Source organism: Brevibacterium atlanticum (assembly GCF_011617245.1).
Taxonomy (GTDB): domain Bacteria; phylum Actinomycetota; class Actinomycetes; order Actinomycetales; family Brevibacteriaceae; genus Brevibacterium; species Brevibacterium atlanticum.
Genome location: NZ_CP050152.1, coordinates 2,650,060 through 2,676,363 on the forward strand (window position 1 = coordinate 2,650,060; position 26,304 = coordinate 2,676,363).

The 26,304-nt window shown below is 63.7% G+C and carries 22 protein-coding genes; 5 read left to right on the forward strand and 17 right to left on the reverse strand.

Annotated elements, in window-relative coordinates; genetic code table 11:
- Positions 1-117: 117 nt before the first annotated feature.
- On the forward strand, positions 118-1,749 hold the full coding sequence (locus tag GUY23_RS11820; protein ID WP_166972562.1) for an acetolactate synthase large subunit: 1,632 nt from the start codon (positions 118-120) through the stop codon (positions 1,747-1,749).
- A gap of 30 nt (positions 1,750-1,779) precedes the next feature.
- Here the strand turns inward: GUY23_RS11820 and GUY23_RS11825 are convergent, their stop codons facing one another.
- Entirely contained in the window at positions 1,780-2,439 is a 660-nt protein-coding gene (locus GUY23_RS11825) for a pentapeptide repeat-containing protein (protein WP_166972564.1), read from the reverse strand.
- Between the two features lie 92 nt (positions 2,440-2,531).
- Here GUY23_RS11825 and GUY23_RS11830 point away from each other — a divergent pair, with 92 nt between their 5' ends.
- Complete coding sequence (locus GUY23_RS11830; protein ID WP_166972566.1) at positions 2,532-2,948, forward strand: VOC family protein; 417 nt, start codon at positions 2,532-2,534, stop codon at positions 2,946-2,948.
- 77 nt (positions 2,949-3,025) lie between these two features.
- Here the strand turns inward: GUY23_RS11830 and GUY23_RS11835 are convergent, their stop codons facing one another.
- The 6 genes from GUY23_RS11835 to infC form a co-directional block, all read right to left on the reverse strand.
- Positions 3,026-9,733, reverse strand: coding sequence for a DUF7507 domain-containing protein (locus tag GUY23_RS11835; protein ID WP_166972568.1), 6,708 nt, complete (start codon positions 9,731-9,733; stop codon positions 3,026-3,028).
- 651 nt (positions 9,734-10,384) lie between these two features.
- Entirely contained in the window at positions 10,385-10,783 is a 399-nt protein-coding gene (locus GUY23_RS11840) for a hypothetical protein (protein ID WP_166972570.1), read from the reverse strand.
- 915 nt (positions 10,784-11,698) lie between these two features.
- Positions 11,699-12,520, reverse strand: a complete 822-nt coding sequence (locus tag GUY23_RS11845; protein ID WP_166972572.1) for a TrmH family RNA methyltransferase — start codon at positions 12,518-12,520, stop codon at positions 11,699-11,701.
- Between the two features lie 201 nt (positions 12,521-12,721).
- Positions 12,722-13,111, reverse strand: coding sequence for a 50S ribosomal protein L20 (gene rplT / locus GUY23_RS11850; protein WP_166972574.1), 390 nt, complete (start codon positions 13,109-13,111; stop codon positions 12,722-12,724).
- A 150-nt stretch (positions 13,112-13,261) separates the two neighbouring features.
- Entirely contained in the window at positions 13,262-13,468 is a 207-nt protein-coding gene (gene rpmI, locus GUY23_RS11855) for a 50S ribosomal protein L35 (protein WP_166972576.1), read from the reverse strand.
- A 100-nt stretch (positions 13,469-13,568) separates the two neighbouring features.
- Entirely contained in the window at positions 13,569-14,219 is a 651-nt protein-coding gene (gene infC / locus GUY23_RS11860) for a translation initiation factor IF-3 (RefSeq protein ID WP_228282263.1), read from the reverse strand.
- Positions 14,220-14,504: 285 nt separating this feature from the next.
- Between infC and GUY23_RS11865 the strand changes: the two genes are divergently transcribed.
- Positions 14,505-14,876, forward strand: a complete 372-nt coding sequence (locus GUY23_RS11865) for a DUF1844 domain-containing protein (RefSeq protein ID WP_166972578.1) — start codon at positions 14,505-14,507, stop codon at positions 14,874-14,876.
- A gap of 161 nt (positions 14,877-15,037) precedes the next feature.
- Here the strand turns inward: GUY23_RS11865 and GUY23_RS11870 are convergent, their stop codons facing one another.
- A complete protein-coding gene (locus GUY23_RS11870; protein ID WP_166972580.1) occupies positions 15,038-15,760 on the reverse strand; it encodes a TetR/AcrR family transcriptional regulator in 723 nt (240 codons plus the stop codon).
- A gap of 143 nt (positions 15,761-15,903) precedes the next feature.
- On the opposite strand from GUY23_RS11870, the gene GUY23_RS11875 reads away from it, so the two are divergent.
- Positions 15,904-16,869: an NAD-dependent epimerase/dehydratase family protein gene (locus tag GUY23_RS11875; RefSeq protein WP_166972582.1), complete on the forward strand. Its 966-nt coding sequence runs from the start codon at positions 15,904-15,906 to the stop codon at positions 16,867-16,869.
- A gap of 7 nt (positions 16,870-16,876) precedes the next feature.
- On the opposite strand, the gene GUY23_RS11880 is transcribed toward GUY23_RS11875, so the two are convergent.
- From GUY23_RS11880 to GUY23_RS11920, 9 genes are all read right to left on the reverse strand, one after another.
- Complete coding sequence (locus GUY23_RS11880) at positions 16,877-18,589, reverse strand: AbgT family transporter (protein ID WP_166972584.1); 1,713 nt, start codon at positions 18,587-18,589, stop codon at positions 16,877-16,879.
- 62 nt (positions 18,590-18,651) lie between these two features.
- Positions 18,652-19,998, reverse strand: a complete 1,347-nt coding sequence (locus tag GUY23_RS11885; protein ID WP_166972586.1) for a M20 family metallopeptidase — start codon at positions 19,996-19,998, stop codon at positions 18,652-18,654.
- 164 nt (positions 19,999-20,162) lie between these two features.
- Complete coding sequence (locus GUY23_RS11890; RefSeq protein ID WP_166972588.1) at positions 20,163-20,984, reverse strand: SseB family protein; 822 nt, start codon at positions 20,982-20,984, stop codon at positions 20,163-20,165.
- Positions 20,985-20,988: 4 nt separating this feature from the next.
- Positions 20,989-21,726 (reverse strand): bifunctional 1-(5-phosphoribosyl)-5-((5-phosphoribosylamino)methylideneamino)imidazole-4-carboxamide isomerase/phosphoribosylanthranilate isomerase PriA, encoded by a 738-nt coding sequence (gene priA, locus GUY23_RS11895; RefSeq protein WP_166972590.1) that lies wholly within the window; start codon positions 21,724-21,726, stop codon positions 20,989-20,991.
- A 94-nt stretch (positions 21,727-21,820) separates the two neighbouring features.
- Entirely contained in the window at positions 21,821-22,447 is a 627-nt protein-coding gene (gene hisH / locus GUY23_RS11900) for an imidazole glycerol phosphate synthase subunit HisH (RefSeq protein WP_166972592.1), read from the reverse strand.
- A complete protein-coding gene (locus GUY23_RS11905; RefSeq protein ID WP_166972594.1) occupies positions 22,444-23,046 on the reverse strand; it encodes a hypothetical protein in 603 nt (200 codons plus the stop codon). Before GUY23_RS11905 ends, hisH begins: the two co-directional genes overlap by 4 nt.
- Positions 23,043-23,639, reverse strand: a complete 597-nt coding sequence (hisB, locus tag GUY23_RS11910; RefSeq protein ID WP_166972596.1) for an imidazoleglycerol-phosphate dehydratase HisB — start codon at positions 23,637-23,639, stop codon at positions 23,043-23,045. Before hisB ends, GUY23_RS11905 begins: the two co-directional genes overlap by 4 nt.
- Positions 23,636-24,823, reverse strand: a complete 1,188-nt coding sequence (locus GUY23_RS11915) for a histidinol-phosphate transaminase (RefSeq protein WP_166972598.1) — start codon at positions 24,821-24,823, stop codon at positions 23,636-23,638. Before GUY23_RS11915 ends, hisB begins: the two co-directional genes overlap by 4 nt.
- Before the next feature lie 96 nt (positions 24,824-24,919).
- Positions 24,920-25,258 carry a LysM peptidoglycan-binding domain-containing protein gene (locus GUY23_RS11920; protein ID WP_166972600.1) on the reverse strand — a complete coding sequence of 113 codons (339 nt, stop codon included), beginning with the start codon at positions 25,256-25,258 and terminating at the stop codon, positions 24,920-24,922.
- 234 nt (positions 25,259-25,492) lie between these two features.
- Between GUY23_RS11920 and lexA the strand changes: the two genes are divergently transcribed.
- Positions 25,493-26,248 carry a transcriptional repressor LexA gene (gene lexA, locus GUY23_RS11925; RefSeq protein ID WP_166972601.1) on the forward strand — a complete coding sequence of 252 codons (756 nt, stop codon included), beginning with the start codon at positions 25,493-25,495 and terminating at the stop codon, positions 26,246-26,248.
- Positions 26,249-26,304: the final 56 nt, after the last annotated feature.

Below are 26,304 nucleotides of genomic sequence, written 5' to 3' on the forward strand. Positions count from 1 at the left end.
CCCCCGCCGAGGTGGCCCTGCGGTTGCGCTCGTCCGCTGGGTGGGTAAGCCGCCTCGGTGCTGGTGGTGTGGGGTGGATCATAGGGATCGAATCGGGAAAAGCGTAGGGTCGGAAGCATGACGACACAGCGTGCATCCGATGTCATGGTCCGTGCTCTGGAGAACGAAGGCGTTGAGCGCATCTTTGGCATTCCCGGTGAGGAGAATCTCGACTTCGTCGACTCTCTGCGGAACTCCTCGATCGAACTCATCCTCACTCGCCACGAGCAGGCCGCCGCGTTCATGGCCGCCACCTATGGGCGGCTGACGGGCAAGCCGGGGGTGTGTCTGACGACGCTCGGGCCGGGGGCACTCAATCTGGCGACCGGGGCGGCGTACGCCCACCTCGGCGGGATGCCGGTGATCATGATCACCGGTCAGAAGGGCATCCGTACGGCCGAGCAGGCGGCGTTCCAGATGGTCAACACGGTGGCGACGATGGATCCGCTGACGAAGTCGAGCCGGCAGATCACCTCGGCGGGGATGATTCCGACGCTGGTCAGGGAGGCTTTCCGCGTCGCTCAGGCCGAACGTCCCGGACCGGTGCATCTCGAATTGCCCGAGGATATCGCAAGCCTGCCGGTCGACGGATTCGAGCTCATCGAACCGCACACGAACGGACGCGCCGTCGCCGGGGAGACAGCGATCGCGAACGCGGCGAACGTCATCCGCGAGGCGAAGCGGCCACTGCTCATGCTCGGCGCGGATACGAGCCGGGCCGACTGCACCGATCAGCTTTCGCGATTCGTCGCCGAGATGCGCATTCCCTATGTCACCACACAGATGGGCAAGGGGTCGGTGACGGGGGCGTCGGATCTGTACATGGGCACGGCGGCGCTGACTCACGGCGACTACGTCCACGACGCGATCGAGACTGCCGATGTCATCGTCACCATCGGTCACGATACGACGGAGAAGCCGCCGTTCACGATGGATGAGAACGGACCGACCGTCGTCCACATCGGCTACCGTGCCGCGGTGGTCGAGCAGGTGTATTTCCCGCAGTTCGAGGTGATCGGTGACCTGGGCCCGTCCTTGGACAAGCTCGCCGAGGCGCTCGGAGGTCCCGTGCCCACCGCCGAGGCGCTCCTGCCGATGCGTGATGACATCCTCATCAAGATCCACGAGGGGGCCGATGAGGATCGATTCATCCCGCAGCGGATCGTGCAGGAGGTCCGCGACGTTATGCCCGTCGATGGGTGCGTTGCGTTAGACAACGGGATGTATAAGATCTGGTTCGCCCGCAACTACCGCACCACCCGGGCGAACACTCTGCTGCTCGACAATGCGCTGGCGACGATGGGGGCCGGCCTGCCCTCGGCGATCGGGGCGAAGCTGACGTATCCGGAACGTCGCGTGATGGCGGTCGTCGGCGACGGCGGGTTCATGATGAACAGTCAGGAGATGGAGACTGCGGTGCGGCTGGGGCTCGACCTCGTCGTGCTCATCCTCGAGGACAACGCCTTCGGCATGATCCGGTGGAAGCAGGAGTCCGATGGGAAGCCTGACTTCGGGATGACGTTCAACAACCCCGACTTCGTGAAGTACGCGGAGGCGTACGGGGCTTCGGGGCATCGGGTCGAAGACGTCGACGGCATCAGCGATGCCTTGGAATCGGCGTTCTCGGCCGGCGGTGTGCACGTCGTGGTCGTGCCCGTCGACTACTCCGAGAACAAGCGAGTGCTCATTGACGAGCTGGGGTCGCGGTGAGGAGTCGGGGTGCGGTCGAAACGGCCGCTCTCATTCCACCGAGATCCCGAGCTCGCGAGCAAAGAGATCCGCGAAGAGCATCAGCTGAGTGTCGTCGATTGTCGCTCCCCGGAGCGAGTGGACGCCCGAGATCTTGTGCGGCTGCAGTCCGCGCAGATCGACATTGCCCAGCGTTGCACCCTCGCATTGGAACGCGCCGACGGTACTGCCGGGGAACGAGACGCGGCTGACCTTGGCTCGGTCGAGGTCGATCTCGTCGATCTTGCAGTCGCGGAACTCGACGTCGGTGAGCTTCGATCCGCGCAGGTTGAGGTACGAGATCCGGCAGTCGGCGATGAGCACTTTCTCCCATTCGCTGTCGTAGACGACACCGGCGCCGAGACGGGTCCCGGTGATCTCCGTGTGCAGAAGATTTGCCCGGGTCATGTTCCAGGTGTCGGCACGGCTGTCGGTGATGCTCGTCCCGGAGAATCTGGCACCGGTGAGATCGATCGGTGCTGCGGCATCGCCGAAGTTGACGTTCGTCAGTCGGCAGTCGAGGAACGTCGTTTGGGTGGCGTCCACCTCGGCGAGGTCGAGGTCTTTGAACTCCAAGCCTTCGAGGAGTTCCTCTGGACCGATATCGCCGAGGTAGCCAGCCGCTGGTGTGTTCAGTGAGAGCTTCGGAGGGCGCGGGGCTTCGGTCGTCATGTCCTCACCGTATCGGGTATGGGTGACGCAACCAGCGCGGGAGTACGTCGTCGCTCTTCCCGTGGCTCATCTTCGGTCACTAGAATGCAGAAATGAAGCCACTGACAACGATCCTGTCATTGCCCGTTGCCGATCCACAGTCCACAGCGACCTTCTACGCCGAGGGCCTCGGCCTGACGACAGACGGTGTTGAGGACGGCATCGTCGCCTTCGAATTGCCTAACCTGTCGATCTTCTTCATCTCAGCAGATGAGTACGGCCAGTACCTCGAACTCTCCGGACAGCCCGGTTCGAAAGACCCCGTTCCTGGAGCAAGCATCATCTCCTGCGCTTTCGCTACCCGAGCAGAGATCGACGAGGTGCTCGACCGTGCTGTCACCGCCGGTGGATCAGCAGATCCAGGACAAGACGTCGACGGTTCGTACATGGGCTACTTCGCTGACCTCGACGGCTACATCGGGGAACTCGTCGCCAATGAGCAGACCGCTAAGGCGGCAGCGAACAGCTGATCTTCTCGGACCCACCACAAACACAAGCCGGGGTGTCCCGATTCTCATCGAGACACCCGGCTGTTGTTTCTGTCCGGTCAGCTCAGCTGCCTGCGGCGGCGGACCGCCATGACGATCACTATACCGGCGGCCAGCAGCAGCAACGCGATCGCGCTGATGGACATGATGCCTGTCGCTCCTGTTCGCGGGAGGCCGTCCCCGCCCCCGTCGCTGTCGGAGGAGGCATCGGCCTGTGCCGACGCCTGTGCATCGTCGTCCGGGCTGGCTGCCGACCCGGAACTCGCCGATCCGCCGGAGTCGGACGAGCCACTGGCGTCGGACGAGTTGTTGGCATCTGCCTCGTCTCCAGCATTTGCCTTGTCATTGGCATCTGCGGAGTCTCCGGCGTTCGTGGTCCCCGAGTCGTCTGCCGACGCACTCGCTTCAGAACTCGAGTCAGCCGAGTCGTTGGCGCTTGCTTGGTCTCCGGCGTTCGCCGAGTCATCAGATCCTGCGGTCACGTTTGCCTTGTCCGTGCCGGAATCGTTCGCGTCCGCCTGATCCGAATCGGACGCATCCGGATCGTCACTGGCGTTCGCCGAGTCCTCAGAGTCGGCCGAATCGTTCGCGTCTGCTTGGTCCGAATCGGACGCATCCGGTGACGCATCGGAATCCGCATTTGCCGAATCATCGGCATTCGCAGAGTCCTCCGCATTCGCGTCATCCTCCGACGATGAACTCGCCGAGTCCGTGGCGTCCGCTTCATCTCCGGCATTCGCCGAATCATCAGCATTCGCCGAATCATCGGAGCTCGCCGAATCCTCAGCGTCGGCCGAATCATCCGAGTTCGCCGAATCATTCGAATCAGCCTGATCCGAATCGGACGCATCTGCTTCCGCCGACGAGTCGGAATCAGTTCCGGCGTTCTCGCCCGGGTCGTCATCCGGTGTTGGGATGCTCACTTCGGACGGATCCGACGACACATCGTCACCGCCCGGGGCCTTACCGGTCGCCGATGCCGAGTTATCCAACGAATCACTATCAACATCAGCCTGAGTCATCTCATACGACGCAGTACACGTCACCGAATCACCCGGCGCCAACGACGCCGCCTCATCAGGACACGACACATCCGACAACTCACCCGAACCCGAGAAGTCACCCTCAGCAACACCGACATCCGTGACCGTCACATTGCCCGTATTGACGATCTTGAACGAATACTCGACCGTCTCACCCGCAGCCACAATATCCTGATCCGCGGTCTTCTCCACCGACAACGCCGGGCCGTGCTCTGGCGTAGGAATCTTCACCTCGGACGGATCCGACGACACATCGTCACCGCCCGGAGCCTTACCGGTCGCCGACGCCGAGTTATCCAACGAATCACTATCAACATCAGCCTGAGTCATCTCATACGACGCAGTACACGTCACCGAATCACCCGGCGCCAACGACGCCGCCTCATCAGGACACGACACATCCGACAACTCACCCGAACCCGAGAAGTCACCCTCAGCAACACCGACATCCGTGACCGTCACATTGCCCGTATTGACGATCTTGAACGAATACTCGACCGTCTCACCCGCAGCCACAATGTCCTGATCCGCGGTCTTCTCCACCGACAACGCGGCGTCGGTATCGGCGACCGGTGTCTCAGTGCTGTCCTCAGCCGAGCGCACTTCGTCATCGTCCGGACCTGTACCCACGGCGGTCGCGGTGTTCTTCACGGGTTCGCCCTTGTCCACGTCACTCTGTGTGACAGTGTGCGATCCAGTGAACGTCGCAGAATCACCCGGCGCCAGGGTATCGACTGACGCGGGATCCAAGGTTCCGTCATCGATGCGATCGTCGTCCACCGTCACATCGGACAGAGTGTTGTTCCCGGTGTTCTCGACGACGAACGTGTAGGTGATCGACTCACCGACGTCGGCTGCCTCGTTGCCGTTCTCGTCCTGCAGCTCATTCGACTTCTTCAGGGACAGTCCGGCATCGCGGTCAGCTACCGGTGTTTCGGTGCTGTCCTCATCAGAGATGACAGGTGTCCCATCGCCCTCCGGCTGTGTCTGGGCCGTCGCAGTATTGACGATCGGTTTGCCGGAATCGACATCCGCCTGAGTCACGGTGTACGAGGCAGCGAAGGACGCGGTGTCCCCCGGAGCCAGCTCATCGACGGACTCAGGGTCCAACGTACCGTTCTCAATCCTGTCGTCCTTGATCGTGATGTCCTGCAACGTGATGTTCCCGGTGTTCTCCACGTCGAAGGAATACTTGATCGTCTCTCCGACATCGGCAGCACCGTTGTCGTTCTCGTCCTGCAGCTCATTCGACTTCTTGAGATTGAGCGCAGGCTCGGGACTGACGACAGGCCGTCCATCGGTGTCGACGGCCTCGAGCGGCGAGTCGTCCGGACTCGTCGCCTTCGCCGTCGCGGTGTTCTGGACACCGCCGGCGTCGACGTCGGCCTGCGTCACCTTGTAGCTCGCAGTGAATGTCGTCGAATCTCCCGGTGCCAGCGAGTCGACGCTGCCCGGATCGACCTCGCCGACCTTCGGGTCATCAATAGTGACATCTCTGAGCGTGGTGTTTCCGGTGTTCTTCACCGTGAACGTGTAGTCGATCGTGTCACCGACATCAGCCACCTCGGCGCCCTGTCTCTCACCGGACTTCTCCAGCGTCATCTGCGGGTCGCGCAGTTCCTTGTGCGTATTCGCCGTCGACGGTCCCGATTCGATGTCGTCACCACCCGGGGTGTTGCCTTTGGCAGTCGCCGTGTTCGTGATGTCGGTCGAATCAGTAGCGTCGATGTCGGCCTGGGTCACCGTATAAGTGCCTGTGAACGTTGCCTTCTCTCCAGGAGCCAGTCCGTTCGGCAGTTCATCGGGATCGCTCAGCTCGACGTCATCGACGCGGTCGTCGTCGATGCCGACATCGGTGATCGTCGTGTTGCCAGTGTTGGTGACGACGAACGTGTAGTTGATCTTGTCGCCGACCTTCGCCGAGGTGCCGTCACCATCGAGCGCGCCGGTCTTCTCCAAGTGGAGGCCGGCTGCCTGCGGAGCCAAGGGGACGTTCGCGGTGTCCTCGGCACTCTCGAGCGAATCCCCACCCGGCGTCGATCCCTTTGCCGTGGCGGTATTGACGACTGCTTGATCGCCCTCGCCCTGGCTGTCGTCGATGACCTTCTGGGTCACTTTGAAGCTCGCCTTGAAGGTCGCCTGGTCGCCTGGTGCCAGCGAGTCGACTGAACCCGGATCGAGCGTTCCGTCGTCGATGCGGTCATCGTCGACAGTGACGTCGCTGAGTGTGGTGTTTCCGGTGTTGGTGACGACGAAGGTGTAGTTGATCGTCTCTCCGGCATCGGCCACGCCGTTGTCATTGGCGTCATCGAGCTGGGCGGTCTTGCTGATCGCCAGCCCGTTGGACTGCGGGATCACCGGTGTGTTCGCCGTCGAATCGTTCGACTCGACCGCATCACCGTTCGGTGCCGACGCGTTGGCAGCGGCTGTGTTCGTGATGTCCTTGCCGGAGTCGAGATCGGCCTGAGTCACCGTGTATTTCGCGGTGAACGTCTCCTGCTCGCCCGGAGCGAGACTGTCGATCGATCCCGGGTCGATATCAGAGTCGAAGTCGAACTCGTCCGCGATGCTCACATCCGTCAGCGTGGTGTTGCCGGTGTTCGTCACGGTGAAGGTGAAGTCGATGACGTCGCCTGCTTCCGCGGCCGTCTTGTCCCCTTCGATCTCGCTCGACTTCTGCAGAGCCAGCCCGCTGCTCTGCGGCGTGACCGGCACGTTGTCGCTCGACTCGGTCGATTCGACCGGATCGCCCCCTCCTGGCGGCGTACCTGATGCCACAGCTGTGTTGACGATGTCCTCACCGGCGTCGATGTCGTCCTGAGTGATCTTATGACTTCCGGTGAAGGTCGTGTCCTCGCCTGGCGCCAGGGAATCCACCGAAGCCGGGCTCAGTGTCCCGTCATCGATGCGATCGTCTTTGACGGTGACGTCCGTGAGGGTCGTGTTCCCGGTGTTTCTCACCGTGAAGGTGTAATCGATGGACTCACCGGCGTCAGCTGTGCCGTTGTCGTTGCCGTCGTCGAGTGTCCCTTCCTTCTGCACGGAGATGCCGTCATCCTGCCCGGCAGTGGGCACGTTGTCCGTGGACTCGCCCGAGTCCACGGCGTCCCCGTTCGGGGCACTCGCCGAGGCGGTCGCGGTGTTGACGATGTCACCATCGGAGTCGATATCGGCCTGGGTCACGGTGTAAGTCGCCTTGAGCTCGGCAGACTCTCCGGGAGCCAGGGAATCGATCTGCGCAGGATCGGTGCTGTCGATCCGGTCATCGTCGATGGTGATGTTCTTCAGGGTCGTGTTGCCGTTGTTGGTCACGGTGAAGGTGTAGTCGATTTCGTCCCCGGCGTCGGCTATGCCGTTGCCGTTGGAATCGTTCCCGAGGGCCCCGTCCTTCTTCAGGGACATCGCCGAAATCGGTTCGGCAACAGGTACCTCGGTGCTCGACGGACCTGACTCGACGGAGTCTCCACCGGGATTGTCTCCCGAGGCCGTCGCCGTATTGTCGATGACACCGCCGGCATCCACGTCTGACTGCTTGACCGTATAGGTCGCAGTGAACGTCTCGCTGTCGCCGGGAGCCAGGCTGTCGATCGAACCGGGATCAATGCCGGCACCGTCGAAGTCGAACTCGTCGGCGATGCTGACATCCGACAGCGTCGTGTTACCTGTGTTCGTCACGGTGAACGTGTAGTCGATGGTCTCATCGACATCGGCGACATGGTTGTCGTTCGAGTCGTTGAGTTCGCTCGACTTCTCCAGACCGATGCTGCTGGTCTGTGCGGGCAGGGGTGTGTTGGTTGAGGACTCCGCCGATTTGACGGGGTCGTCCTGACCTGGCGAGGTTCCGCTTGCCGTTGCCGTGTTGCGGATGATGCCGGCACCGCCGGTACCGTTGCCGTCGACATCGGCTTGCGTCACCTTGTAGCTGCCGGAGAATGTCGCGTCTGCTCCCGGGGCGAGGGACGCCACGCTGTCTGGATCCGTGCCATCGATGAGTGAATCATTGATGCCCACGTTCGTCAGGGTCGTGTTTCCGGTGTTCTTCACCGTGAACGAGTAGTTGATCGTCTCCCCGGCGTCGGCAACCTTGTTCCCGTTGGAATCATCGAGGTCGTTCGTCTTCGTCAGCGACAGTCCCGGGGTACGTGTGGCGATGGGTGTGTTCGCCTTCGACTCCGCCGAGGTGGCTGTCTGTCCGGTCGGAGACTTACCGCTGGCGGTGGCGGTGTTCATGATCTCTTTGCCGCTGTTCACGTCGTCCTGAGTGACAGTGTATTTCGCGGAGAATCTCGTGCTGTCCTGGGGCTTGAGTCCGTCCGTCGATGCGGGGCTGATCCCCGGATCGTCGAAGTCGAAGCCGTCGTCGATGGCGACACCGTCGAGCGTCGTGTTGCCGGTGTTGGTGACGTCGAACGTGTAGTCGATGACTTCACCGGCATCTGCGACGCCATTGCTGTTCGCATCGTTGAGTTTGGATGACTTCTGCAGGGAGAGCGCCGGCTTCTGTGCATCGTTGGCGAAGGTGCAGACGATGTCGGCACCGCCTTGCGGGATCGTCACGTTGCCGCTTGTTCCGTCACCACTGGTCACGGTCTGACCGTTACGTTGGTTGACGCACTGATACTTCGATTTGTAGTTCGTCTGGCTGGCCCCGGCGCCCGTTTCCGAGATCTGGAAGGTCTGACCTGACCGCCCAATTATCGAACCAGCTATTTCCGAAGCCTGCTGGTTCTGGACCCCATTCTCGCTGCCGCGAGTCTCGCCGGTGTTGCCCGGAGCACCCTGCTGGAGTCCGTTGCCGGTGATGTTCAGGGTCGCCTGATCGCCCGAGGCAAAGCGGCCGTTGCTGAAGTCCTTCTGCACCTGAAGAGTGCTCGGCGTTGCGCATGAAGCCATATCGGTGGTGCCGGTCTGTGAGAAGGGGCTCGAGCTCACGATGCTGCCGCTGGTGGGATCGGCTCCGTACAGCGTGCTACCACTGCCCATGTAAAGCAGACCGTCGCCGCCGAATGCGACTCCGTTGATCGGTGCCGTGGCCGGGATACCAGTGACCTTGGTCCCGTCGATGACCTTCGGTTGAGTCTGGGTGGTCGTCGGAAGTTCCTGATTGACGACACCGAGGGTGGACTGCCCCTGTGCACTGGCCCCCACGTAGTACAACTCGCCGCTGTTGGAGAATGCGAAGTCACCGTTTCCGCCGTCCGCAGGCACCTGCCCTTGAGCGACCAGACCGAGCGACTGACCTGTCGAGGGGTTGAACCCGAAAACATTGAGTACGTACGGGTTTGTTCCTGAGATGCCTCCGTAGTAGAAGATTCCGGTCTTAGGGTTGACCGCACCGTGAGTGACCTGCGCGGTGGAGGGACCGCGACCGACCGTTTGAGAGGAGTTGCTATTAGTGTCGTAGCGGAAGATCTCTCGGTTGCCGTTGAGAAGGTACACTCCGTAGATCGAACTGCCGTCGGCGCTCATCCCCATGGAGTTGATCTGAGTGGCGGCAGTGGGCAATCCGAACTTGCCGCGACTTGCCTGCGCACCCGTGGCGGGGTTAACTTCCCAAAGGTTCTGTCCTGCGGTGCCTGAGCTGCCTTGCATTGTGTAGAGCGGGCCGCACTGGAGAGCCTGCGGGGAGACATCACTCGGAGCCGATTCCGCGGAATCCGCAGTCAACGGCAGCAAAGCCGCTACGAGAATGAGGGAAACAGCACCCGCGAACGCAGAACGCATATGTCGAGGGAAGCGAGCCATGAGCCTGAAGAGGGACCGCGCGAGCGGAAGGGCTGACATCGAACGTTGTGGTGCACGGGGCGGCATAGACGGCCTTTACTCATCGACGCATGAATCGCTATCCCGAGTGGCAGTGGGGTCAAGCACCCCGTCCGATCGCCTATCACCGCAGGTCACAGGTTTCACAGCGACGATCAGAGCCGCGAACAGGCCTCAGCGAGGGGTACCTTCCAGCGCACTCAAGATACCTTGATCAGTGATGATCATGTCACGGAATACACACTGCATTCAAGTATTCCGTTCAGTCCACGGTCATTTTTCATCCAGTCGGCAAGTTGCAGGAGCGCATGCTGCGTTCCTCATCCGCGACAATTCGCGCCTCGAACACGCTGACTTGAATACTCAGAAAACATTCGGGAACAAGAACCACTGCTCCGCTCGTTGCGCTGATGATCGACCCATCATCTCCCTCGGAAAGCGTCGGTGGCACCGGGAGACCACACGACCTGAAGACACCGGGCACGCCGTAGCCGAGATGCCGTCGTGGCGAACGACTCACTTATCCGCTGAGTCAAAGATCGCGTCGTGGGCGACATGTTTTTCAAGCTGCTGGTTGAGTGAGGATTACTATGACCTCACTCCAGCACGCACTCACGTCTGCACGCTCCGAGGATTCGCCATCATCGCTTTGATGCGGAGGAACACATCGGCGGCGAACAGGTCCGCCCACTTGATTCGGAACACGGTATAGCCGAGGTTGCGGAGCTGGTACTCGCGCTGCCGTTCGTGTTCGAACGCGATCTTCGGGTCGGTGGAATCGAGGTAGTACTTGCCTGCCCCATCGAACTCGGCGATGACTTTGACCGACTCATTGGCGAAGTCAGTGCGCGCGACGAAGTTCCCCTGTTCATCGACGATGGTCACCTGCGGTTCGAATCCAGGTATCGAGTGCTCGACGAATCTCACTGCACAGATCGACTCTCCGATGGACTCCCTCCGCGAATCGATGTTGTCGATGACGGCAGCGATTCTGCGCTGACGTGTTCGCACTGGGTGCGCCTCGCAATAGGTACGGAAAGATTCAGCCGTCACCAGAGATTTCCGGAGTGCCGCATCAACGACAGCTACGGCGAATGCGAGTGGATAGTCACGGGAGACATCGAGCAGAGTCTGTTCAACCGTTGTCAAGGAGACGCCGTCCGCCACGATGACGGCACTTGAGTCGAGATCGCGGTATCGAACAACCAGGTTCTTCCGGCGACTCCCCCGGCTCGGGTGGACCGCCTCGGCAGCGAGAGAATCGTTGCGTTCGAAATATGGGATGGGAAGTCCGTGGACGATGAGCGCACTCCGGTGCGCGAGCACGGCACCCGGTGGCATCCGCCCCACATAAGAGCGCGCTTTGATGCTCAGGTCCTCAGCCTGTTTCCGCATGCCCGACGTTTCGTGAGGAAGCCACACGTTTGCGGCTGAAGCCAGGGCAGCAGTGAATTCGTGGTCGGGGTTGGCACATTTTGAGGTGACCACGTAGACGCCACGACGAACCTTTTCCAGGCAACACTTCAGCGCCTGACTGATGTGGTAGGACGACCAGCCGGCGGCCCTGAGCTGTGCTGCGGAGACACATGCGTGCATACGCCCAGCATGGTCAGGTGCAGGTCGCTATGGCAATGGTGAGAATCCGGCCTGTGGACACCCTCCCACTCATGCGCACAGGGCCCGGATTCTCAAGCTGAGCACCGTCCTCTGGCCGCCGTCCACATGGTCAGCGAGGTCCGGACTAACGGACGTGAACCCACCACGCGAAAGCGAGAACGGCCGAACTGCAAGCAGGATTGGACCTCACCTATCCGTCCGGCCAAAGAACACGTCGTTGGAGGCGCGTTTTTTTGGCCGCAGCGATCAGTGGGCGGAAGTGCCTCACGGACGGGCGGTGCCGAGGCGATGGCGGCTCCGGCTGCCGCCTCACATCCGCTGATTGCGCGCGCTTTCGTAGATGCACACGCCGGCGGCGGTGCCGAGGTTGAGGCTCTCGGCCGAACCATAGATCGGCACGGCAACCGACGAATCACACAGTTCAAGGTCACCCGCGCTCATCCCCCACGCCTCGTTGCCGAACACCCACGCGGTACGCGCGGTGAGGTCGAGGCCCGTATCCCACGGGTGGTGAAGGTCGTGAGCCTCGTCGTTCGCATCGGCGGCGAGCACCTGGAGGCCACGGGCGCGGGCGAGTTCGGTCACCTCGGAGAGCCCGACTCCTGTGACCACGGGGATGTGGAAGATCGATCCGACTGTCGAACGGACCACTTTATCGTTGTAGACATCGACCGACGATGACGTCAGCACCACGGCATCGGCACCGGCAGCATCAGCGAGGCGGATGATCGTCCCCGCGTTACCGGGATCACGGACCTGGGAGAGGACGACGATGAGCTGCGCATCCTTGTTCACCACCGACGTCAGCTCCACATCGAGCGTCTTGCACACGGCAACGACGCCTTGGGAGTTCACAGTCGTGGCCAGCTCCGTGAGCACCTCGGGGGTGACGATGCTGCACTGGAGACGCCCGTGCTTGGCCGAGGTCACGAACTCAGGGTGCTCCTCGGCAGCCTCCTCGGTGATGAAGAGCTCGACGACCGAACCCGAATGAGCCAGCGCCTCCCGAACGGCCTGGGGTCCTTCGACGAGGAACTGCCCCGTGGCCTTGCGGTCACGTCGCTTGAGCAGCTTCGCGGCGTTCTTGATCCGCTTCGACTGCGGCGAGGAGATGACGTCTGGAAGCTTCATGCGTACGAGGTCCTAAGAATCGAGTGAGATCTGGTGGAAAGCGAGAACGATGCCGGAGGGCGGCGGGACGGGACGAAGCTGTGGCCGGTCCGGACAAGGCCGGAACGGGAACGGCCCGAACAGACTCGACGGCCCCGAACCATGTCAGTTCGGGGCCGTCGGCAGTCACCGAAGTGACCGAATACTCTTCAGTGACGTCGCTCAGGCGGCGTCGGTCTTCGCTGCGTTGACGTCAGCAGGAAGAGCGTCTTTGGCGACCTTGACCAGGTGCGCGAAGGTGGCCGAGTCGTTGACGGCGAGCTCGGCGAGCATACGACGGTCAACCTCGACGCCAGCAGCCTTGAGGCCCTGGATGAAACGGTTGTAGGTCATGCCGTTCGCGCGGGCTCCGGCGTTGATGCGCTGGATCCACAGGCGACGGAAGTCACCCTTGCGGGCGCGGCGGTCACGGTAGCTGTAGACCAGCGAGTGGATGACCTGTTCCTTGGCCTTGCGGTACAGGCGCGAGCGCTGTCCGCGGTAGCCGCTTGCCCGGTCGAGGATGACCCGGCGCTTCTTGTGAGCGTTGACCGCTCTCTTCACACGTGCCACGTGTTACTCCTTTGAAAATTCTCAATCTGCCGGCAGTGCCGGTCTCTGGTGAAAGCTGTGGGAGCCGATGGTCGGCAACCTTGGGAAGTCCCAGAACTCAATCCGGGTTGCCCTGGACCATGTCCAAGGCGAGAAGACCCGTAAGGGGTCTCACCTGCCCTTGAGCTTGACCAGAAGCTTGCGGGCCATCTTGCGATCTCCGCCGGTCAGGACCTGGTCGGTGGACACGCGGCGCTTACGAGCCGAGGACTTGCCCTCGAACTTGTGCTGGTTGTTCACGCCTTCACGCATGATCTTGCCACGGCCAGTCACGCGCATGCGCTTCTTGGCGCTGCTGTTCGTCTTCTGCTTCGGCATAATGCCGTTCTCCTTTGCAATTCGTTGCCGGCGTCGACCGCCAGCAACTACTTTCCGCGCACAGACCGAAAGCGGTCTGGCACGCGACGTTACTTACTTCTTACGCGTCCGAGTCGGCTGCGTTCTTCTCAGCAGCAACCCGATCGCGACGGGATTTCACCTCGGCGGACTTGCCCTTGGCACCTGCCGATGCCTTCCGAGCTTCCGCCTTGGCGTCAGACTTTGACTTGAGTGGGGCGATGACCATCACCATGTTGCGTCCGTCGACCCGAGGGGAGGATTCGACGGTGCCGAGTTCCGACACATCTTCGGCCAAGCGGTTGAGCAGCTTGATGCCCATCTCGGGGCGGGACTGCTCACGGCCGCGGAACATGATCATGACCTTGACCTTGTCGCCGCCTTCGAGGAAGCGGGTGACATGGCCCTTCTTCGTCTCGTAATCGTGTTCGTCGATCTTGAGACGGAAGCGGATCTCCTTGAGCGCAGTGTTTGCCTGGTTCTTCCGGGCTTCCCTGGCCTTCTGAGCCGATTCGTACTTGAACTTTCCGTAGTCCATGAGCTTGGCTACGGGTGGCTTCGCCTGCGGTGCTACCTCGACGAGATCGAGATCTGCCTCGCGGGCGAGATCGAGTGCCTTGCGAATGGCAACGATACCGACCTGTTCACCATTGGGTCCGACCAACCGGACCTCGGGAACCCGAATCCGGTCATTGATGCGCGTCTCGCTGATGTGTTCACTCCTTTTGCTCAAATGTGGTCGTGACAACGAAAAAGGCTCCCGTTGACACACATGCCAAGGGAGCCTGCACACACGAGCAGTACGGTTGACCGTACCGGATCAGTGAATACACCTCGATCTGTGACCCTTCCGGACCGATATCCGTCAGGCAGATCTTTGGACCCGATCGCTCTTCGCGATCAAGGTGGGAGTCAGACTCCGCTTCGCACCAGCCTCAAGTGTACTACGCTTCATGACTCTTCGCACATCGAGGCCCCTGCGTGATCGTCGCGTTGATTTATATGTCAAGCTTATGGCATGAGTTCTGAAGATTCCGTTCCCACCGACGCGATAGCTGACGTCACGCGCGATATCGCCGAGGTGCCCGCCGTCGAGGTCATCACCTCCAGCGCCGTCCACCTCATGTCCGCCGCCGCCATCAAGTGCGGCCTGGCCGAGGACACCCCCGAAGGCCGGGGCGCCGACCTCAAGGACCTCGACGAGGCTCGCAAACTCATCACCGCACTCGCCGGTTTCGTCACCGGTGCGGCCACAGTGATCGGCGACCACCACGCCCGCCCGCTGCGCGATGGCCTGCGGAGCCTGCAGCTGGCCTTCCGCGAGGCATCGGAATTCCCGGACGAGCCCGGTCAGGGCCCCGGAGAGAAGTTCACCGGCCCCGTCCGCTGAGCCCACTCCCCCTCCGACAGATTCGAACGCGGCCCTCGACCATCGATCGGGGGCGCAGTCATATCCTCACTCGCCGAGGTGGCCCCGAGTTCACAGCGGGAGCCGCCTTCACATTGCGTGCAGGGCGTAGTGACGACACGCCCTCGATCAACCACTGTCGGTCAGAAGCCGAGATCGGCGATGAGCGCTCTCATGAGGTCGTCTTCGTTGTCGTCGAAGCCTGGGCCGAACTGCCCGAAGCGCAGGCCGTTGATCGCTCCGATGATCGCAACCCAGACGCTCAGCGTCCGCAGGATCACTGCGTCATCGCATTCGATCCCGAGCTCTTTCAGGCCGCCCCGAAGCGGACCGAGTGCACGAGCAGTGGTCGTTGTGTCGGCTGATCCGGTCCCAGCTCTCACAGTCGAGCTCGACGTCGAGGGTGAGTTCGCGCTCCGCGGATCTCCCCCGCCGGCTGTCTCCGCCGATAGCGCTATGAGCTGTGTCAACGCCACCATCACTCGCGTTCCCGGCACAACGGTCTCGTGTCTGGGCGCTTCATAGTCAGGCACCGGTGTTCCGTAGATGAGTGCCCAGCGGTTGGGGAACCGCCGTGACCAGTCGAGCATGCTCAAGGCCAGAGCTTGGACGGACCGCTCCTCCTCGAGCGCCGCATCGACCTCGTCGGCGATCTGAGTGAAGGCGTCGCGGATGAGGACCGTCAGCAGCTCGTCGCGGCTCTTCACATAGCGGTAGACCGCACTCGAGACGACGCCGAGCTCGCGGGCGATCGCCCGCAGAGACAGGCCGGCGACACCATCCTCGTCGATCATCCGATTGCCGATCTGCGTGATCTGGGTTTCCGTCTCAAGCCGCGCGCGCTGCCGCGGAGTCGTCTCGGTCATGACGTCACTCTACGATCCGAGAGCGTCAATAACAAAAGTGAGCACTGCTCTTGCTTTTCATGGCTGACCGCTCTACGCTCGATTGAGAGAGCACTGCTCTCTGAAACTCTTTCGGGAACTCTTCATGTGAAGGACTCAACGCCATGACCACTGCACTCATCATCGGAAACGGACAGATCGGCGCAGAGATCGCCGCTCAACTCAGCCAGGCCGGGACCACGGTCCGGATCGCCACCCGCTCGGGTGGCGTACCCGCGGCTCCCCGGTCACACTCGACACAGACGGAAGCCGGCGCCGCCGCGACCGCGACAGTCGCCGCGCCCACCCACATCAAGGCCGACGCAAGCGATCGCGAACAGCTCATCGAGGCCGCCCGCGGGGTCGATGTGATCTTCGCCTGCGCTCACGCGGCCTATGACAGCAGGGTCTGGGAGCGGGTCCTTCCGGGACTCGACGCCGCGGTCCTCGACACTGCCGCCGAGCTCGGCATCCCCGTCGTCTTCCCTGAATCCGTCTATGCCTTTGCCGGCCTCGACCAACCGATCACCGAGGACTCCCCCTTCGCTCCCGTCGACGACAAGGGACGGATCCGTCAACGCCTCCTCGAGGCGCGTACGGCCCATCCGGCCACCTCGGCGAGCGTCATTGCCGGGGATCTGCTCGGCCGGACGGCCGAACCGAAGACCTCGGTGGTGAGGCTGTGCATCACGGAACCGATCGCGCACGGACGGCGAGCCTTCGTTCCCGCTCGCGCCGATGTCGCCCACGGGATCACGGTCATCGCCGACCTCGCGGCCGCGATGATCCGGGCGGCGGAACTGCTGGCCGGCGTCCCTGCGGGGACGCACAAACTCCTCCTGGCGCCCGCGTCGAATCCGACACTGGCAGAGATCGCCGAGTTCACGCACTCCGAACTCGGCTCTCGGGCGAAGCATCCGTTGGCGCTGCCCCACTGGGTCATCCGCGCCATCGGACTGTTCGACCGCTCGATGTACGAGGTGGGCCAGCTCGGACCCATCTGGTACGAACCCTGCGTCATCGAGCCGGGCACGCTGGGCGACTCCGTCCCGACGACCGATTGGCGCGACGGCGTGCGTCAGATGCTCTGAGCCTTCCCTACTTGAGGAAGATGCCGTTGCCGGGACCCAGTGGCAGATCGAAGAAGAACCAGATCGCCAGCAGCGCGGCCCAGGCCAGCCAGAACGGAATGACGAACGGGAACATGCGGGAGATGATCGTGCCCAGGCCCGCATTCGGTTCATACCGGCGGACGAGGCCGAGGAGGACGATCATGTACGGGTTGAGCGGGGTGATGACCTGGGTGGCCGAGTCGCCGACGCGGAATCCGGCCTGGATGAATGCCGGCTCGTAGCCGAGGATCGCGAACAGCGGCACGAACACCGCGGCCATGAGCGTCCACATCGACGAGCCGGAGACGATGAAGAGGTTGAGCACGCTGGCCAACAGCATGAAGCCGATGACCGCGGCGAACCCGGTCAGGCCGATGCTCTCGAGCCCGTCGGCGCCGGCCACGGCGATCCACGAACCGATTCCCGTCCAGTTGAACAGGGCGATGAACTGGCCGAGGATGAACGCGAGGATGAGGAACGACATCATGTCGATGATCGACTGGCTCATCATCCTCACCAGGTCATTCATCGAGCGCACGGTGCGCACGACGAACCCGTAGACGACGCCCATGAGCATGAAGTACGCGAAGACGATGAACACGATCGACGACAGCAGCGGCGACTCCGGGAGGAAGCCGCCGTTCTCGTTCCGCCACGGCGAATTCGGGATGAGGAAGGCGACGAGGAGCACCGCGGTGAGCAGGAGTGCCGCAACAACGGACCAGATCAGGCCCTTCTTCTCCTCGGGCTCGAGGTGCGCCTGGATCTCTGTGTCCGTGGAGTCCTCGGACCCTGACTCCTCGGACCCTGACTCCTCGGAACCTGACTCCGCAGAACCTGACTCTGCGGAGTCGTTCCCTCGCCGGTCGGCAGCCGCCTGCTGATCGGAGTACGGGCTGTCCTTGGCCTGGTATTCCTTCGCCAGGCCCGTGCCGCCGGCGTTCGCATACTCGCGCGGTACTCCCTTGCGGATCATGTTCGGTTCGATGAGCTTATCGATGATGAAGCCCGCGATGATCGAGAGAACGATCGACGCGGCGATGTTGAAGTAGTAGTTCGACACCGGGTTGACCGCTGTGTATTCGGTTCCTGGCAGGGTGTCCATCACCGAGGTCGTGATGCCCGCGAACAGGGCGTCGAGGCTGGTGGGCACGATCGATGTCGAATAGCCGGCTCCGGTGGCGGCGAACCCGCCGATGAGTCCGGCCATCGGATGCCGTCCTGCCGCCTTGAACACGAGCGCGGCCAGCGGCGGGATGATGATGAACGCTGAGTCGGCCATGATCGAACCGACCACACCGACGAATCCGACGGCGTAGGGCAGCAGCCAGCGCGGGCTCGACCCGAAGGCGATGCGCACAGCCGCAGCGAGCATCCCCGACTTCTCGGCCACACCGACGGCCAGCAGGATCGGCAGCACGGTGGCCAGCGGTGGGAACCCGATGTAGTTGTCGCCCATCGTCGTCGTCAGCCACGACAGGCCCTCACCGGTGAAGAGTCCTTTGATGGCGACGGTCTCATCGCTGCCGGGGATCGACACTGTGACATCGGCGAGTGCCATGGCCGTCGAGATCGCGCCGGTGAGGAGGAAGAGACCGAGGAAGAGGGTGAACGGTTCGGGCAGCTTGTTGCCGACCCGTTCGATTCCGTCGAGCATGCGTTGGCCGATGCCGACCTTTCCATTGGTCGTCGTTGACATGAGCAGTCCTTCTGGTCGATGGAGAGGGCTGGGCGTTGCGGGTTCAGTGTGGACGGTGCGGATCAGTCGAAGTAGTGTGCGACGTCGATGGCTCCGCCGTCGCGGGAGAACTCCTCGACCACCTCGGCGGCGAGGGCATCGTCGACGAGGAAGTCCAGGGCCGTGCAGGCCAGCCCGTATGCAGCGTCGACGGCCGCGGATTCGGCTGCGGGAGTCTTCGCGGCCTCGGCGAATTCACGGGTGTGCAGGGCCACCTCGGCGTCGGCGGTCTTGATGAGCGGGTGGATGCCGGGGATCCGGTAGGACACGTTGCCGAAGTCCGTGGAGGCGGCGATCGACTCGTCGAGGACGCCGCCGGGCAGCGGTGAGCGTCCACGGGTCTGCTCGTGTTCGGCCCACCGAGCCGTCAGCGCCTGGTTCGTGCGCACCGGCAGCGAGGGCGGGTGTTCGTCCCATTCGACATCGACACCGGTCCCGGTCATCAGCGCCGCACCCTTCGCGGCGTCCTCGACCCGGTCGGAGAGTTCTTTGAGCGTCTCGGGGAACTTCGAGCGGACGTAGCACTGCACGGTCGCGGATTCGGTGATGATCGACGGTCGAGTGCCGCCGTCGCTGATGACCGCGTGCAGACGCGAGATCGGCGGCATCTGCTGCCGCAGCAGGCCGAGTCCCTGATAGAAGAGGTTCGCCGCGTCCAGGGCGTTGCGGCCCATGAACGGCTGCGCCGAGGCGTGAGCGGCGATGCCGGAGTAGGTGACGGTGAGCAGGCGGCGACCCAGCCACACCTGGTCGGCGCAGTCATAGCCGTACCCGTGGACCATGATGGCCGCGTCGATGCCGTCGAAGGCTCCGGCCCTGGCCATGACCTCCTTGCCCGAGTGCCCTTCTTCGGCGGGGGTGCCCAACAGCACGACGGTGCCGGGAACTGCGTCCGGGTCTTGCTTCCACAGGGCGTGGAGGGCGAGGATGGCGCCGACGCCTGCGGTGGCGATGATGTTGTGCCCGCACGCGTGGCCGATCTCCGGCAGGGCGTCGTATTCGGCGAGGATCGCGATGGTGCGACCGTGACCGGAGCCGGTGGTCGCCCGCAGGGTGGTGTCGACGCCGTAGAGTCCCGTGTCGACGTCGATGCCGTGGCCCTCCAGCACCGAGGCGATCGCCTGGACGGAGTCGAATTCGACGAAGGCCGTCTCGGCCAGGGAATGGATGGTGTGGAGCAGGCTCGTCAGCTCATCGCCGGCGTCCTCGAGGGCCGCGGCGATGCCCGTCCGGCTGGCTTCCGGGGCGCCGGTGAAGTCCGATTCCCAGGCGGCTGCCCGTGAGGCGCGCTCATCGGTCTGGCGGGCCATCTCATCGAGGTAGCTCTCATCGGGCGCGGTCGGGTGGCCGAGGTCACGGATGTCGTTCATGGGACTTAAGCATAGGTGCCCGAAGGCTGCGACACACCGGTGTCCGTCATCGGTCGAACTCGCCGAGGCGGCCTGACGTGGGGAGGTAACGCGGCCGTCCGACGCGAGAAGTCTTATCGCCGAGGCGGCCCACCGGGGTCAGGCCCGTGACCGTGCCGACCGAGTCAGGATCGAATGAGGCGGATGGCCAGGGAGTCGATCTTCGTGACGAGTTCCTCGTCGCCGGCCACGGCCTCCTGGAACCCGCGGACGTCATCCTGGCCCACCTCGGACTCGACACCGAGGGAGATCCCGAGCTCCGGTCCCCCGAGGTGGACGTTGGAGCTGCCGGGACTGATGGCGAGCTTCGCCAGCCAGGGGAAGGATTCGGCGATGGCGCACACACGTCGGGCCACCTCGGCGTCGGCCCAGGACGGGGTCCACGGCTGGGATTGGACGAAGGCGAACATGGCCGGTCGGCGCAGCAGGAACGAGGACTCAGCGCCCGGGTCGAGGACGACGAGCTGGGACTCGGCCTCGATCGCGCCGAGCACGAGCCGCTCGGATTCGATCGGAACGGGACGGGCGTCCGGATGCCAGGCGGTCAGCGGTGGGATCCCGGAGAACCCGGGGGTGCACTCACGTCCGTCGTCGGCCTGGAGGCGGACCATCGCCATCTCCGAGGAGTTGTCCGACATCAGCCCGTTGTCCCCGACCTCCTGGTCGACGACCATCGGCACGATCGGGGCATAGAGCCGGACCCCGGACAGAGCGGTGACGACCTTCTGGTGCGCCACCGGGTCCAAGGGCGCGTTCGCGACCTCGCCCATCGCCTCGAGCAGCTCGGCATCGGCCAATCCGGAGTCACCCGAGAACGGGTTGGGCTTGAGATTGCGCCCGGCCCACTCCTGTCCGGCCGAGTCGGTGGGTCCGTGCGAATGGTCGGAACCGTGCTGATGGCCCGACTGTTCGAGCGCTTCATCGGGTCCGTGTGAGTGCGTGCTCACCGGCTCAACGTCCTGCGACGTCGAGGGCTTCTTCGAGGGTGAACTTGCCGGCGTAGAGGGCCTTGCCCACGATCGCGGAGTCGACGCCGTAGGGCACGAGTTCGCGCAGGGCGCGCAGGTCCTCGAGGCTCGACACACCCCCGGAGGCGACGATCGGGGTCTCGGTCTTCTCGGCCAGGGATTTGAGCAGTTCGACGTTGGGGCCCTGCAGGGTGCCGTCCTTGCGCACGTCGGTGACGACGTAGCGGGCGCAGCCGGCGGCTTCGAGGGCGTCGAGGACCTCGTAGAGGTCTCCGCCGTCCTGCGTCCAGCCGCGGGCGGCCAAGGTGGTGCCGCGGACGTCGAGGCCGATGGCGACCTGATCGCCGAAGCGGCCGATCATCTCGGCCGTCCACTCGGGGTTCTCCAGGGCGGCGGTGCCGATGTTGACTCGTTCGGCGCCGGTGTCGAGTGCCCGTTCGAGGCTTTCGGTGTCACGGATGCCGCCGGAGAGTTCGACCTTGATGCCCACAGCCTTGACGACCTGATTGAGCAGGTCGGAGTTCGAGCCGCGTCCGAAGGCCGCGTCGAGGTCGACGAGGTGGATCCATTCGGCGCCCCGATTCTCGAAGTCCTGTGCCGCGTCGATGGGTGAGCCGTAGTCGGTTTCGGTGCCGGCTTCGCCCTGGACGAGGCGGACGGCCTTGCCGTCGGCGACGTCGACTGCGGGAAGGAGTACGAGCTTGTTCGGGGTGTCTGTCATTGTGACCTTTCTGCGAAGGTGCCCACGGGGTTTGGGCGGTTCCGGAATTGCGAACGGTTCCAGGGTTTCGGGCAATGGTAGTCGGTGTGCTCGGTCAGGAGCTGGGCGTCGGGCCGGGAAACGTCGCGAGCCAGTTGCGCAGCAGCTGCTGCCCGGCCGCGGCGGACTTCTCCGGGTGGAACTGGGCGGCCCAGGTGGTGCCGTCCTCGACGGCGGCGACGAAGTCCTCACCGTGGCGAGCGGTGGTCACGATCGTGCCGGGCGGCGGCTCGGTCGCCGCATAGGAGTGGACGAAGTAGAACCGTTCGTCTTCGATGCCTGAGAACATCGCCGAGGTGGCCGGTGCACTGATCTGCGTCCATCCCATGTGCGGGACGACGGGAGCGTTGAGTCCGGTGACGGCGCCCGGCCACAGACCGATTCCCTCGGTCTCGACGCCGTGCTCCTCGCCGCGGGCGAAGAAGACCTGCAGTCCCACGCAGATGCCCAGCAGCGGTCGGCCCTGTGCGTGGCGGTCGCGGATGAGGTCGACGGCTCCGACGTGTCTCAGTCCCGCCATGACGGCGGAGAATGCGCCGACGCCGGGGACGAGGAGTCCATCGGAGTCGTCGATGACGTCGTGATCGGCCGTCAGCGTCACCTCGGCGCCGGCGGCGGCGACCGCGCGGACGGCTGAGCGGACGTTTCCGGCTCCGTAGTCGAGGACAGCCACCGTCGTCATCGTTTCGCTCCCTTGCCGAGCACCGACCAGATCCGCCACAGGGCGAAGAGGAGGACGATGATGCCGAAGACCGCGACGACCCAGGCGACGGTGTTGCCGCCGATCCCCAGCGCGAGGCCGAAGGCGGTGACCAGTCCGGCGAGGATCGCGACGATGATCCACAGCAGAGCGGTGCGGGCCACGGCCGCCCGACCGGGGCTCATGGTCGCGGCGCTGGCCTGCAGCTTCGTCATCGAACTCGTCTCGATGCTGCCCTCGACGTCGTGTGCCGATACGGTCTCGAGCAGGAGACCTTCGAGCACGTCGGGCAGATTCTTCAGCGCGAGCCCGGCGGGAACGTCGGATTCGCGGGTGCCGTGGCGGTAGTGTCCGGCGTCGATCTGCTCCTCGCTGCGGACCAGCAGGAGGACCTCGTGTTTGCCGGCGAGCTTCGAGATCGCGGCGGCCGCCTCGTTGCCGGAGGCGACATCGGTGTTGCTCAGCACGATGCCGGTGAACTCTCCGATCGGCACGATGGTGCCGGAGATATTCGACAGCACGCAGGCGGCGGCCAGCTGCTGGGCGACCCCGAAGGGGGTCACGACGACGGTGGTGCTCACAGGACTCCCTTGGTGCTGGGGACGGAATTGCTGCGGGGGTCTTCCTCGACGGCTTCGCGCAGGGCCCGGGCGAAGGCCTTGTACTGGGCTTCGACGATGTGGTGCGGGTCGCGGCCGCGAACGAGGTCGAGGTGGACGGTCAGTCCGCCGTGGAAGGCGATGGATTCGAGCGAGTGCGAGGTCATCGATCCGGTGAAGTGACCGCCGATGAGGTGGTACTGCTGGCCTTCGGGTTCGCCTTCGTGGACGAAGTAGGGACGACCGGAGACGTCGACGACGCACTGGGCCAGGGCCTCGTCGAGTGGGACGGCGGCGAAGCCGTAGCGGCGGATGCCGACCTTATCGCCGAGGGCCTCCCTGAGCGTCTGGCCGAGCACGATGGAGGTGTCTTCGACCGTGTGGTGCACGTCGATGTGGGTGTCACCGGTGGCGGTGATGTCGAGGTCGATCATCGAGTGCTTCGACAGGGCGGTGAGCATGTGGTCGAAGAACGGCACGCTCGTCGAGATCGTCGAGGCACCGGTTCCGTCAAGATTGACGGACACGGACACCGTGGATTCGGAGGTCGTGCGTGAGTTCTGGGCCTGCCTCATGGAGTGCCTTTCGTCGGGGCGGCTGATGACGGGGTCGGGGCGGTCGCCGAATCAGGCTGCTGTGCGAGAATGCTCGGGTCCTCGGCGAGGATGTCATCGATCGCGCGCAGGAATGCGTTGGTCTCTTCCTCGGTGCCGGCGTTGACACGTGCGTGACCATCGATCCCGATATCGCGGATGAGCACTCCGCGATCGAGCAGCTTCTGCCACAGCTGTGCCGGGGAGGAGATGTTGCCGAAGAGCACGAAGTTCGAATCACTGTCGTGGACGCGAAAACCGACCGCGGCGAGGTGGGCGGACATCCGGTTGCGGGAGTCGATGAGTCGGTCGACATTGCCCAGCAGCACCTCGGCGTGTTCGAGGGCGGTGCAGGCGAGGACCTGCGTGATCTCGGAGAGGTGGTAGGGCAGGCGGACGAGCCGGAGGACGTCGATGAGTTCGGGGGCGGCGATGGCGTAGCCCAGTCGCAGACCTGCGCAGGCGAAGGCCTTGCTCATGGTGCGGGAGACGACGAGGCGGGGGCGGCCCTGAAGCAGGGTCATCGCCGATGACTTCGCCGGGCGGGAGAACTCCGCATACGCCTCATCGACGATGACGATGCCCGAACAGTTGTCGTAGGCGGCTTCGATGACGTCGAGGCCGATCGAGGTGCCGGTCGGGTTGTTCGGGGTGCAGAGGAAGACGATGTCCGGGTCGACACGTGCGACCTCGGCGGCCACCGAGTCGGCGTCCAGGGTGAAATCGTCCTTGCGGGCCGAGTCCTGCCAGGTGGCTCCGGTGCCCGTGGTGATGAGCGGGTGCATCGAATAGGACGGGGTGAAGCCGAGAACGGTACGGCCCGGTCCACCGAAGGCCTGGACGATGTGGCTGAGGACTTCGTTCGAGCCGTTGGCGGCCCAGATCATGTCGGGGCTGAGTTCGACCGTGTCGCCGGCACGGCTGTTGACGCCGTCGAGGTAGGTCACCAGGTGTTCGCGCAGAGCGGTGAATTCGCGGTCGGGATACCGGTTGAGTCCGGCGTAGTGATCCTCGACTGCGGAACGCATGCTGTCGACGACGACTTCGGGCAGCGGATAGGCGTTCTCGTTGACGTTGAGCTGAACCGGCACGTCGAGGTGCGGCGCGCCGTACGGCTTGAGTCCGACGAGGTCCGAACGCACTGGCAGAGATTCGATGTTTCCCACGCGAACAGTCTACCGAGAGACACCGTTCGACCTCGCGGCGGGTCGGGCCGCGAGACGCCGGCACCGGCGTCCGCCGGGCTGAGGCCGGGTAGTGCCTCAGTCGACGGGAACGTCGAGGGTCTGTCCGGGATGGACGGTCGGGGTCGAGAGGTGGTTGATCTCGATGATGTCGGAGACGACATCACGGGTATCGCGGTCGATGCCGAGATTCGAGGCCACGGTCCACAGCGATTCGCCGTCGCCGACGACGACCGAATCGGCGGCGATGCCGACGCTCTCGGATTCCGTCTCGGCCACAGCGGCGGCCGAGAACGACTGAGTTGCCAGGAAGAGTGCTCCGCCGATGACGACGAGAGCAATGAGCAGAGTTCTGAGCAGGCGCACCGCCTGACGTCCACGAGTGGTCAGGCGCAGTCCTGTGTTCTGTGCAGACATCGCATTACCTCTTTCATTCGTACGATTCCACCAGCAATCGGTAGAACGTCTGTTCTATTCAACATGCCAATCGAACAAATGTCCAGTCCGACTCGAACATCTATGCGACAATGAGAGGGAACCAGCGTTGTTGATTGATCTGTCAGAACCATCTCAGTCGGCACTGACACGAGATTCTCCGCAGCGGAGAACACGGTGTTCAGCGGCAGGGAATAGAACGAAGGGGAACGAGCAATGGTTCAGAACAAACGAGGCAGAGGCAGGCCTCGCAACGAGGATGTCGCCAGCGAGATCGCTGCCGCCCGCAGCGATGACGAAGTGGTGCAGATCCCGGAGGGTTCGACCGGTGAGGGCGACTTCCGCCTCTCCCCCAGGCAGCGTCTCGTGCTCGAGACCATCGAACGCGCTGTCGTCACCAACGGCTACCCGCCGAGCATGCGTGAGATCGGCGAGGCTGCCGGACTCGCCTCGCTCTCGAGCGTCGCCCATCAGCTCTCCCAGCTCGAACGCCTCGGCTACGTCCGTCGCGATCCGAAGCGCCCGCGTGCCATCGAGGTGGTCAACCCCTTCGAAGAGGAAGAGGCGGAGCGCGCGAAGTTCGAGGAGCTGTCGAACAACACCGTGCAGGTGCCGGTCGTCGGTCGCATCGCCGCCGGCGGTCCGATCCTCGCCGAGCAGGAGGTCGACGATGTCTTCTCCCTGCCGACCCAGGTCGTCGGCTCCGGCGAGATGTTCCTGCTCAAGGTCGTCGGCGATTCGATGATCGAAGCTGCCATCTGCCACGACGACTGGGTGGTCGTGCGCAAGCAGCACACCGCGGACAACGGTCAGATCGTCGCTGCCCTCCTCGACGGCGAGGCGACGGTGAAGACGCTCAAGCGCAAGGCCGGTCAGCAGTGGCTGATGCCGCAGAACGAGAACTACGAACCCATCGACGGCACCTACGCCCAGATCATGGGCCTGGTCGTCGCGGTCATCCGCCGCCTCTGACCCGCCCTCCGGCGAGAGCCACTCCCGCCGCTGAATCGAACGCCCGCGACCACCCG